This window comes from Burkholderiales bacterium (assembly GCA_013695435.1).
In the GTDB taxonomy this organism is placed as follows: domain Bacteria; phylum Pseudomonadota; class Gammaproteobacteria; order Burkholderiales; family JACMKV01; genus JACMKV01.
The window spans coordinates 1-10,665 of sequence record JACDAM010000247.1 but is presented as its reverse complement, the minus strand read 5'-3'; the positions used below and the strand labels follow the sequence as shown (position 1 = coordinate 10,665).

Sequence of the window (10,665 nt, the reverse complement as noted above, 5' to 3'; positions counted from 1 at the left end):
GCGCTGGCGCCCGGCAGGGAGAGCGGCAACTTTTTCGAGAAATATGTGCGGGTCGCTGAAACCCGCAGGCCGCTGCAGGAAGAGCTATCGTCGACCTTGTCCGGGTCGGCTGCGACGTGGTTGCGTTATCAGGTCGTGCCGCTGGGCAGTGGCGTTGCGGTAACCGCGAGCGATGTCACGTATCGCAAGCAGGCCGAGCAGGCGCTGCAAGCGTCCGAGCAGCGGTTGCGCATGATCGCCGACAATATCCCGGCGCTGATTGCGTATGTCGATACCGAAGAGCGTTACCGTTTTTACAACCAGACCTACGAAGAATGGGTCAGCATCGGCGTCATGGAAATGCTCGGCTGCACGATGCGGGAAGTGCTCGGCGACGAAACTTACGAAGGCGTGAAATCGTTCATCGACGCAGCGCTGGCCGGCGAGCACGTGTCGTTCGAACTCGATATCGAGAAAGACGGCGTGCGCCGCTACGTGCAAAGCACCTACGTCCCGCATTTCAGCAACGCCGGCCAGGTGCTCGGCTTCTATGTGCTGGTCAACGATCTGACCGATCATCGGCAAGCCGAGGAAGCCCTGTTCAAGGAAAAAGAACTGGCACAGGTCACGCTCGAATCGATCGGCGACGCCGTGATCACGACCGACGCGCGTGGCAGCATCAGTTATCTGAACCCGGTCGCCGAACGCTTGACCGGCTGGAATCAGGACGAAGCGTTCGGCCAGTCGCTCGAACAGGTTTTTCGCGTCATCGATCAGGCCAGCCAGGAGCCGCTGGAAAATCCGGTCGCCAGAGTTTTGCGCAATGGCGCCCCGGTGCAATCGGTCGGGCATAACCTGCTGCTGTCGCGCGATGGCTCGCAGTATTCGATAGAGGATTCGGCAGCGCCGATCCGAACCCGGGAAGGCGGCGATGCCGGCGTCGTGCTGGTGTTCCACGACGTCACGCTCGCGCGCGAAATGGCCGATCAGATTTCGCACCAGGCGAGCCACGACGCGTTGACCGATCTTTTGAACCGGCGCGGCTTCGAGCAAGCGTCCGAGGCGCTGCTGCACAACGCCAAGATCAGCGGCACGCATCATGCGCTGCTTTACATCGATCTCGATCAGTTCAAGGTGGTCAACGACACCAGCGGCCATCTCGCGGGCGACGAGTTGCTGCGTCAACTGGCGAGTCTGCTGATGAGCAAGATGCGCCGCTCCGATACCCTGGCGCGGCTCGGCGGCGACGAATTCGGCGTGCTGCTCGAAGATTGCCCGCTCGAACAGGCGCAGCGCATTGCCGAACTGCTGGTCGAAGCGATCCGCGATTTCCGCTTCACCTGGGGCAAGCAGCTGTTCACGGTCGGCGCATCCGCTGGTCTTGTAGCGATCACCGAGCACAGCGAAAGCATGAAAGCGCTGCTGTCGGCGGCCGATACCGCGTGCTTCATGGCCAAGGACAACGGGCGCAACCGCGTCCAATTGTTTACACCGGACGACGCCGAAATCCGCCATCGTCACGGCGAAATGGACTGGTTGTCGCGCATCACCGCCGGCCTCGAAGAAAACCGTTTCTTTCTGTATTACCAGGGCATTGTGCCGATCAGCAAATCGGCTCCTGCGCGCGGCGAGCACTACGAGTTGCTGCTGCGCCTGCAGGATGAAAAAGGCAATGTCGTGCTGCCGATGGCCTTCATTCCGGCGGCCGAACGCTACAACCTGATGCCGGAAATCGACCGCTGGGTGATCCGCACGCTATTCGCGAGCCACGGCGCGCACTACCGGGAAATGCACCGGCGCGCGCCGGGCGAATGCCTGTACGCAATCAACCTGTCGGGAACCAGCATTTCCGATTTGCACTTTCTCGAATTCGTCATCGATCAATTCGAGCGCAGCGGCACACCGCCGGCTGCGATCTGTTTCGAGATCACCGAAACCGCCGCGATCGCCAACCTCAATCGTGCGAATGAATTCATGCTGACCTTGAAGCAGATGGGATGCTTCTTTGCGCTGGACGATTTCGGCAGCGGCTTGTCGTCGTTCGGTTATCTCAAGAATCTGCCGGTCGATTACATCAAAATCGACGGCGGCTTCGTCAGGGATATCGCCGACGATCCCGTCGATCATGCGATGGTCGAAGCGATCATGCGCATCGCGCGCGTGATGGGCATCAAGACCATCGCCGAATTCGTTGAAAATGGCCGGATACTCGCCAAGCTGCGCGAAATCGGCGTCGATTACGCGCAAGGCTTCGATGTTCACGTCCCCGAACCCCTGATCGCCCTGGCGCAAGCGCTGCCGCGGCGCAGCGCTGCTTCCGAGCGCGCCTAATCCGATAACCGTAATGCTGAATAAAAAAGGGCTGTCCGTGCGGACAGCCCTTTCAGGAGGAAGTTTTCTAGCGCTAGCGATTCAGAATGTACATCGTGACTTCAAAACCGAAACGCATATCGGTGAACTCAGGTTTGTTCCAAGCCATGGTTATCTCCTTGACGGTTGTTGATTAAGTTTCAGTACGATTGCAGTATGCGCGGCCCGGCGGCGCCGCAATAGCAGAAAAGCGTGATTGCGGCCTAATGATTTTCATTAGGTTCGCCCGGTTGTGACGGGCCGGCGCCCAGAGCCGGCGTCACCGGCGTCACGGCTCCAGCAACCCGGCGCGCATTGCAATCAATGCGATTTCAGCCGAATTGCCGGCGCCGAGCTTCTGCTTGATGTTGTACAAATGCGTACCGACCGTACGCGGGCTCAGAAACAGCAATTCGGCGATCTCGTTCACCGGCTTACCTTTCGCCAGCAGCATGAACACCTCGAATTCGCGCGGGCTCAACACATCTACCGGGTTCTTCTCGCCTGTCAATTGCTGAACCGCGAGCTGATTCGCCATTTTCGGTTCAAGGAAGATTTTTCCCTGCGCGACCTGGCGGATCGCCGCAATCAGTTCCTCCGGCGCGCTGCGTTTCGACAGATAGCCGAGCGCGCCCGCCTGCAGAACGCGCTTCGGGTGCATGGTGTCGTCGTGAGCCGAGAGCACAAGAATTTTCGCCTCGCGATGTCTGGCGAGGATGCGCGTTATGGCTTCGAGCCCGCCGATGCCCGGCATCGACAAATCCATGACCATAACGTCGGGTTTGATCTTGACGTAATCGCTGCACGCAGCCTCGCCACTTTCGGCTTCGGCGACGACCTCAACGTCGGATGCGCCCCCCAGCAGCAGCCGGAAACCCATGCGCACAACAGCGTGGTCATCGACCAGCATCACCCGGATCGCGCTCATGCCGCGGCTTCCAGCGGAAGAACGACGATCACCCGCAATCCGGCGCCCGGCCGGCTTTCCGTTTCGAAGCTGCCATGCAACGCCTGCACGCGTTCACGCATGCCGATCAGACCGAAGTGACCGTTTTTCGCTGCGCCGGCGCCGATGCCCTTGCCGTTATCCGCCACCATCAACTTTATGCTGCCGTCGCCGCGGGTCAGCGAAATCTCGGCTTTACTCGCGGCGGCGTGACGCACAAGATTGGTCAGGCATTCCTGGACCAGGCGGTAGAGCGTGATATTGATGGTCTCGCCGAGATCGTCGAGTTTGCCTTGCAAACGCACGTCGAATTCGATTTCAGGATGAAGCGCGCGCCAGGTATTGACGGTATCGCTGAGAGTTTCGAGCAAGCCCAGATGATCGAGTCCGCTTGGCCGCAGATCGCGAATGATGCCGTGCACGACGTCGTAGATATGGCTGGCTACGGAAACGATGGTCTGCGCGTTTTCGTGAATATCGGCGGCGGCGTCCTTGCTGCCGCCGTCCTTGCTGCGGCTGGCGATCGAGTAGCCGATAGACTTGATCGCGGTCACGCACTGGCCGAGTTCGTCGTGCAGCTCGCGCGCCAGGTGGCGGCGCTCCTCCTCGACGTGGCTTTGAATCAACTGCGTCAGCTTGCGGTTCTCGTCCAGCTCGCGCGCGGTCTGCTGCGCGCGTTTGTTTTCGGTAATGTCGCGCATGCTGCAAATCTGGCCGATCACGCGCTCGTCGTGCGGATCGATCAGCGGCGCCGCCGACAAGGCGACTTCAAGCACGCGGCCGTCGCTGGTCACGCGTTCGGTTTCGAAATTTTCGATCAGCTCGCGGCGCGCGATCCCCTCCAGATTCTGCGCGATTTCGGCAACGCGTTCGGGCGGCGTCAGCAGCGTCGCCGGTTTGCCGTCGACTTGCGCCGCCGTGTAGCCGAACAGCCGCTCGGCGGCGGGATTCCAGAACGTGATATTGCCTTGCAGGTCGTAAATCATGATCGCATCCGACGATTGTTTGACCAGCAACGCAAGACGCCGGTTTTCGGCCTGGCTGTCCTCGAGCGCGTCGGCCATGCGGTTGAAGGTATGACTGATCGCGGCGAATTCCGGCAGCGTAAGATCCGGCAACCGCGCATCGAACCGGCCGCGCTCCATTTCCGACAAGCCGCCGAGGATTACTTTGATCGGCCGCAGCCAACGCCCGACCAGCCAGAACATCAACGCGTTGATCATAATGAAGAACGCCAGCGCGATCCAGCCGAGCTTGACGAAATCGTCCCACGCATCGAGCGTTGCCCGCGACGGATCCGGGATGATAACGAGGGTGCCGTTGCGTATTCGCAGCGTCGTATGTTCCGGGCGCGGCGCGACCAGATCCGCGTACCATTGCGGCGCGTAAAGACCGGCCTTGTACTTCGAGGGCGGCGACGTGTAGATCAAGTCTCCGATGCCATCGTACAGCCGGATTTCGTTGGCGCGCACGCGCCCGAGATTTTTTAAAAAGTCGAGCATGATACGGTTCGGCAACACGCCGCCCGGCAAAAATTGGCTGCTGTAGACAACCGAAGTCAGCAACTGGATGGTGACTTTGGTGCTCGCTTCGATTTCCTCGCGCAAAGAGCTGCGCGTGTCGTTGATCGTCATCCACGCCATGGCGGCCAGCAACAGTAACATCAGCGCCGTAATCAGCACGTTGATGCGAAAGCGCAAGCTCACTTTACGCTACCTTGAAACTCCGCCCTTTCGAGTTCGCTGTAGACGTGCTGCACATTCAGAAGATGTGTCTCGGGATACAGCGCCCAGTTCTGGTAGGCCGGCATTGTTGTACGGTGCAGCGCATCGAATACGCTGTCGCCGGCGCGGTACTGCTTTCCGATCGACTTCAGCAGATCGCGAAGGTAGTTCAGGGTGTCGTCCATGCGCTTCGGTTTCGAAATCGGCCCGTGGCCGGGAACGAGGATCTTGAACGGCACGTTTCGCAACTGCTCCAGCGTCGCGATCCAGGGTCTCACTCTCGCCTGCATCATGACCGGAATCCGGTCCAGCGAAACCAGGCCGCCCGCGAACAGCACGCCGGTTTTGACGTCGAGCACGGCAAGGTCGCCCTCGGTATGGCCCCAGCCGTAGTGCAAGAGTCTGAGCTTCCGTCCGCCGGCGTCGATGATCCGCGCACGCGGCGCGGCCTTTTCGCCGAGCGGCTCGGGAATCACGATGTCGGTGCCCGCCATGGCCGCTTCGCCGAGAATGCCGGCAACATGTTTGTAGCATACTTCGCAGCGCTGCTCCATCGCCTGAACCGTGGCCGGGGTCGCGGCGACGCGCGCGCCGAGCTTCGTGAACACGCTATCGCCGAGAACGTTTTCCGGATGTGGATGGGTGTTGAGCACGAGCACCACCGGCTTTCCGGTTGTCGATTGTATCGCCGCAAGAATCCTTTGGCCGTGCCGGAAATTGACGCCGGTATCGATGACGATGACGCCGTCATCACCGACGATGAAACCGCTGTTGATGACATTGCCGTCGTTTGCCGCGCTGACATCCTCGAGCGCGCCGATAAAAGCATAGACGCCTTCGGCCACTTTACGAGGCTGCAAAAGTCCGGGATCGGACGCGGCGGCAGCCGTTGCAAAAGCCCATATCAGGCAAGACGAGACAATGAACTTCATAACCTTTCCGGATTTGAAACTGCGGCAAGTGTAGCGCACCGTACCGAAGCGGCATACGCGGCGAGGCAGCGATAGTTTCTCAGTTAGGCCGTTCGTGGTGAGCTTGTCGAACCATCCTTCGACAAAGGTCAGAGCTAACCCCGGACTCGATCCGGGGGCGAACGGTCCCCGATGCATGCAGGTACGAACCGAGACACTCGTTATTTCTGCAGCCGGAAAACAATCGGAACCCTGACGCTGAAATCCTGTGCGCCGAGATTGGCCGGCGGCTTGGGCAACGGCGTCGCCTGTTTGACCATCGCCAGCGCCTGGTCATCGAGAACATCGAAGCCGCTCGACTTGACGACCGTTATATCGCGAACCGCGCCGCCGGCTGCGATCTTGAGCAGCACTTCAACGGTGCCTTCCCAACCGCGCATTTGCGCCAGGCGCGGATACTTCTGGAATTTGCCGATCACGCCGGACAGGAGTTGCGCGTAGCCGTCGAGCAACTCATCGTCGACCGGCTGCGCTGGCGGTTTTTTCGGCTGCAATAGTTCGGGGGGAATGGCGACCGGCGGCGGCGTTTCGGCGGGTGCCGCGACTATCGGCGGCGGCGCAACTGGCGGCGCGGGCTCGGCGGGCGGCGCTATCTCCGGCGCTGGCGTCGGCACTTTTACCGGAACCGGTTTCTTCCGCACCGATTTCGGTTTGGGCTTGGGTTTCGGTTCGGGTTCGGGTATCGGTTCGGGTTCCGGTATCGGTTCCGGTATCGGTTCGGGCTCAGGCGCCACTTCGGGCACCGGCTCGGCCGGAGGCTCGATTAGCGGCTCGGGCTCCGGTTCGGGTATGACTTCAGGCGGGGGCGGCGGCGCCGGTGCGATCTCTGCCGGCGGCTCCGCAACCTTCGGCATGAGCTCGACCGTGATGACCGGCGGCGGCGGCTCGACAGGTTTGAAACGAAACAGCGGCGTCCATGTAATGACGGCGCCATGAACCGCGACGGATAGCACCAGCGCCACCAACATTTGCGCATTGTGCGCGCGATTCACGGAGTCGGCTGACGCAGGCGCGGCAATCACAGCGACGTCTTTCTGCATGCCGCCGACGGTTTGCACGCATCGTTTGTGTCGACAAACATCCTGCCGGCCAGAATCAGACTCATGAAAATCATTACGCGCGATTGAGGGAATGCACCGTGGCGGGCAGCGCTCGGCTGGCTGACAATGAACCCGAAATTACGGGATCTGAAACCTCTGGATGAGCCGGTTGGATGGAGCTGATCCGGACAAGTTTCCAGCCTGCTGGTTTCCCCAATCGAGAAACTTGGGCTTTGCAATCAACTTAAATCTTTGGAGATGACTATGGCTTGGAACAAACCTGAATTCACCGATATGCGTTTCGGTTTCGAAGTGACGATGTACATTCTGAATCGCTAGTTCGGAAAACGAATAGACTTCAGAACGATGCGGGCTTGTTAGCTTTCAAGCCACATAGCCAAGGGGGCCCGCAAGGCTCCCTTGTCATTTGACGTGTTGGTACTCGACTCATTTTAACCGTGGCGCCTGCTTCTGTCGCGGCAGCTTTTCCCTGCAAAGGACGAATGCGTTTATTGGATAATTAGTGGATCGTTATCGATGAAAGTCAGAGTTCTCGGCGCGGCGGCAGGCGGAGGCTTTCCGCAGTGGAATTGCAACTGCCCGAATTGCGATGGCTTGCGCAAAGGAACCATCAAGGCCACGGCACGCACGCAATCGTCGATCGCGCTGACCGGCGACGACGTGAACTGGGTGCTCTTCAATGCCTCGCCCGACATCCTCGCGCAACTGAAAGCGTTTCCGGCATTGCAGCCCGCGCGCCAGCTTCGCGATACCGCGATTACCGCGATCGTGCTCATGGACAGCCAGATCGACCATACCACCGGCCTTTTGATGCTGCGCGAAGGCAAGCCGCTCGAGCTCTACTGCACCGACATGGCGCGAGAGGATTTGACGACCGGTAATCCGCTATTCAACATCCTCGGCCATTATTGCAGCGTGAACTGGCGCCGTCTGCCGACCGAGGCCGGCAGCAGCTTCCGGATCGACGGCGTGGCGCATCTGTCGTTTTCCGCGCTGCCTTTGAAAAGCGCGGCGCCGCCCTACTCGCCGCACCGCAATGATCCGCATGAAGGCGACAACATCGGCATGCGCATCACCGATACAGCCATTGGTAAAAGCCTGTTTTATGCTCCCGGGCTCGGCGAAATCGAGCCGCATTTGCGCGAATTCATGGGCAACGCCGATTGTCTGCTCGTCGATGGCACGTTCTGGACTGACGATGAAATGATCAAGCTCGGCGTCTCGAAAAAGCGCGGCCGCGAGATAGGTCATCTGCCGCAATCCGGTGAAGCCGGCATGATGGCGGCATTGCGACAATTCCCGAAACCGCGGAAGGTTTTGATCCACATCAACAATACCAATCCGATTTTGAATGAGGAATCGCGCGAGCGGGCGGAGCTGGAAGCCGCCGGAATAGAGGTGGCGTATGATGGGATGGAGATCATCCTGTAATGTCATCGCGCGGAGCACAGCCGTTCGTTATCAGTACGAAGCGAGATTGCTTCCCCCGGATCAAGTCCGGGGCTAAAGGCTGAACAAACACACCAGCGCTCGAATGACGACAAACCAACGCTCGCAATGACAAACCAGACCGTATCAGACGTTAAAGGATAGCAGATGGGCGCCGCAGAAAACGGGCAACGCGAGCTTCAGAAAGACCTGCCGTGGAGCAAGCAGGAATTCGAGCAGGAATTGCGGGCCAAGGGCAGCCGCTATCACATCCATCATCCGTTTCACGTTGCGATGAACAGCGGCAAGCTGAACCGCGAGCAGGTTCAGGGCTGGGTCTACAACCGCTTCTATTATCAGATCAGTATCCCGATCAAGGACGCCGCGATCATGGCGAACACGCCGGATCGCGATGTGCGGCGTGAATGGATCAAGCGCATTACCGATCACGACGGGCTGGAAGGCGAAGAAGGCGGCATCGAGGCGTGGCTGCGCCTCGGCGAAGCAGTGGGACTGAAGCGCGACGACATCACTTCACTCAAACATGTTCTGCCTGGCGTGCGCTTCGCCGTCGATGCGTATGTGAATTTCGCGCGCCGCGCGACATGGCAGGAGGCGGTATGCTCAAGCTTGACGGAATTGTTCGCGCCCGAGATTCACAAGGCGCGGCTCGCGAGTTGGCCCGAGGTTTACCCGTGGATCGACAAGAGCGGCTATGATTATTTCCGCAAACGGTTGTCGGAAGCACGCCGTGATGTCGAGCACGGATTGCGCATCTCGCTCGATTATTTCAAGACCCGCGAGCAGCAGGAACGGGCGCTTGATATCCTGCAGTTCAAGCTTGATGTCTTGTGGTGCATGCTCGACGCGATGCAGATCAATTACGTGACGCCGGAAGATGTTATCGCGTGGCGCGCAAGCAAACGGCATGATTAGTTGTTGCAAACCCTGCGAAAGAAGCCATGTCCAACCCCAATGAACGGCCGGCGCTCGGTGCGGAAACAGTGCTCGAAATTACGCGCCACTTCCGCCTGCAATGGGAGCCCGCGCAACAGGCGCACGTGCTGCTGTATCCGGAAGGCATGGTCAAACTTTCCGGCAGCGCCGGCGAGATTTTGAAGCGCATCGATGGCGCATCCTCCATCGATGCCATTGTGAAAAATCTGGAGCAGGCATTTCCCGGCGCGGATTTGCGCCCGGACGTGCTGAGTTTTTTGGAGACCGCATATGGACAAGGCTGGATCCGTCCCAAGCACGCCGCTTGAACGCGGCGGCCCGTTCGATTATCCGGGCAGCAGCATTCCGAGCCAATCGCAGATGCTGGCGCCCGAGGCGCCCGCGACGCCGCGGCCGAACAATCCGCTCTGGCTGCTGGCCGAAGTCACCTACAAGTGCCCGCTGCATTGTGTGTTCTGCTTCAACCCGATCGATTACACGCGCTACGGCACGGAGCTGACGACCGACGAATGGCTGAAAGCATTGCGCGAAGGCCGCGAACTCGGCGCGACCCAGCTCGGCTTTTCCGGCGGCGAGCCGCTGGTGCGCGACGACATGGAAATCCTCGTCGCCGAATCGCGCAAGATGGGCTACTACACGAACTTGATCACCTCAGGCATCGGCCTGAACGAAAAACGCATCGCCGCGTTCAAGGACTGCGGGCTCGATCATATCCAGTTGTCGTTCCAGGACAGCACGCGCGAGATGAACGATTTCATCAGCAGCACGCGCACGTTCGAATTGAAATCGAAAGTCGCGAAGCTGATAAAGCAGTACGAATATCCGATGGTTCTGAACGTCGTGCTGCATCGGCTCAACATCGATCACATCCAGGAAATTCTGGATATGGCCGAGAAGATGGAAGTCGAATACCTCGAGCTCGCCAACACGCAATACTACGGCTGGGCGCTGCTGAACCGCGATCACCTGATGCCGAGCCGCGAGCAATTGCAGCGTGCTGAAGAAATCACCAACGCATTTCGCGCGCGCATCGGCGACAAAATGAAAATTTATTTCGTCGTTCCCGATTATTACGAGAACCGGCCGAAAGCGTGCATGAACGGCTGGGGCGCGGTGTTCATTACGGTGACCGCCGATGGCCTCGTGCTGCCGTGCCACGAAGCGCGCCAGTTGCCGGGCATCACGTTTCCCAACATACGCGATGCCAGCATGAAATGGATCTGGTACGACTCGCCGGCGTTCAACAAATA

The 10,665-nt window shown here is 59.5% G+C and carries 11 protein-coding genes; 6 read left to right on the top strand and 5 right to left on the bottom strand.

Annotation, left to right across the window (positions count from 1 at the left end; genetic code table 11):
- Positions 1 to 45 precede the first annotated feature (45 nt).
- Complete coding sequence (locus tag H0V78_12190) at positions 46 to 2,310, top strand: EAL domain-containing protein (GenBank protein ID MBA2352500.1); 2,265 nt, start codon at positions 46 to 48, stop codon at positions 2,308 to 2,310.
- A gap of 73 nt (positions 2,311 to 2,383) precedes the next feature.
- Here H0V78_12190 and pqqA (H0V78_12185) read toward each other — a convergent pair whose 3' ends face one another.
- The 5 genes from pqqA (H0V78_12185) to H0V78_12165 form a co-directional block, all read right to left on the bottom strand.
- Positions 2,384 to 2,458, bottom strand: coding sequence for a pyrroloquinoline quinone precursor peptide PqqA (gene pqqA / locus H0V78_12185; GenBank protein ID MBA2352499.1), 75 nt, complete (start codon positions 2,456 to 2,458; stop codon positions 2,384 to 2,386).
- A 159-nt stretch (positions 2,459 to 2,617) separates the two neighbouring features.
- Positions 2,618 to 3,256, bottom strand: a complete 639-nt coding sequence (locus H0V78_12180; protein ID MBA2352498.1) for a response regulator transcription factor — start codon at positions 3,254 to 3,256, stop codon at positions 2,618 to 2,620.
- Positions 3,253 to 4,980: a PAS domain S-box protein gene (locus tag H0V78_12175; GenBank protein MBA2352497.1), complete on the bottom strand. Its 1,728-nt coding sequence runs from the start codon at positions 4,978 to 4,980 to the stop codon at positions 3,253 to 3,255. The genes H0V78_12180 and H0V78_12175 overlap by 4 nt, the downstream gene beginning before the upstream one ends.
- On the bottom strand, positions 4,977 to 5,930 hold the full coding sequence (locus tag H0V78_12170; GenBank protein MBA2352496.1) for an MBL fold metallo-hydrolase: 954 nt from the start codon (positions 5,928 to 5,930) through the stop codon (positions 4,977 to 4,979). Before H0V78_12170 ends, H0V78_12175 begins: the two co-directional genes overlap by 4 nt.
- A 200-nt stretch (positions 5,931 to 6,130) precedes the next feature.
- On the bottom strand, positions 6,131 to 7,027 hold the full coding sequence (locus H0V78_12165; protein ID MBA2352495.1) for a TonB family protein: 897 nt from the start codon (positions 7,025 to 7,027) through the stop codon (positions 6,131 to 6,133).
- 246 nt (positions 7,028 to 7,273) lie between these two features.
- On the opposite strand from H0V78_12165, the gene pqqA (H0V78_12160) reads away from it, so the two are divergent.
- From pqqA (H0V78_12160) to pqqE, 5 genes are all read left to right on the top strand, one after another.
- Positions 7,274 to 7,348, top strand: a complete 75-nt coding sequence (gene pqqA / locus H0V78_12160) for a pyrroloquinoline quinone precursor peptide PqqA (GenBank protein MBA2352494.1) — start codon at positions 7,274 to 7,276, stop codon at positions 7,346 to 7,348.
- 198 nt (positions 7,349 to 7,546) lie between these two features.
- On the top strand, positions 7,547 to 8,461 hold the full coding sequence (gene pqqB / locus H0V78_12155; GenBank protein MBA2352493.1) for a pyrroloquinoline quinone biosynthesis protein PqqB: 915 nt from the start codon (positions 7,547 to 7,549) through the stop codon (positions 8,459 to 8,461).
- Between the two features lie 165 nt (positions 8,462 to 8,626).
- The gene (gene pqqC, locus H0V78_12150; protein ID MBA2352492.1) at positions 8,627 to 9,394 is read left to right on the top strand and encodes a pyrroloquinoline-quinone synthase PqqC; all 768 of its coding nucleotides are present in this window, start codon (positions 8,627 to 8,629) and stop codon (positions 9,392 to 9,394) included.
- 26 nt (positions 9,395 to 9,420) lie between these two features.
- Positions 9,421 to 9,723, top strand: a complete 303-nt coding sequence (gene pqqD, locus H0V78_12145; GenBank protein ID MBA2352491.1) for a pyrroloquinoline quinone biosynthesis peptide chaperone PqqD — start codon at positions 9,421 to 9,423, stop codon at positions 9,721 to 9,723.
- Between the two features lie 52 nt (positions 9,724 to 9,775).
- Positions 9,776 to 10,665: pyrroloquinoline quinone biosynthesis protein PqqE (pqqE, locus tag H0V78_12140; protein MBA2352490.1), on the top strand; the 890-nt coding region annotated here is incomplete at its 3' end.

Excerpts from the sequence above, each read along its gene's own strand:
- pqqD (MBA2352491.1), top strand. The coding sequence starts at position 9,421 with ATGTCCAACCCCAATGAACGGCCGGCGCTCGGTGCGGAAACAGTGCTC.
- pqqC (MBA2352492.1), top strand. The coding sequence starts at position 8,627 with ATGGGCGCCGCAGAAAACGGGCAACGCGAGCTTCAGAAAGACCTGCCG.
- H0V78_12180 (MBA2352498.1), bottom strand. The coding sequence starts at position 3,256 with ATGAGCGCGATCCGGGTGATGCTGGTCGATGACCACGCTGTTGTGCGC.
- H0V78_12170 (MBA2352496.1), bottom strand. The coding sequence starts at position 5,930 with ATGAAGTTCATTGTCTCGTCTTGCCTGATATGGGCTTTTGCAACGGCT.
- pqqB (MBA2352493.1), top strand. The coding sequence starts at position 7,547 with ATGAAAGTCAGAGTTCTCGGCGCGGCGGCAGGCGGAGGCTTTCCGCAG.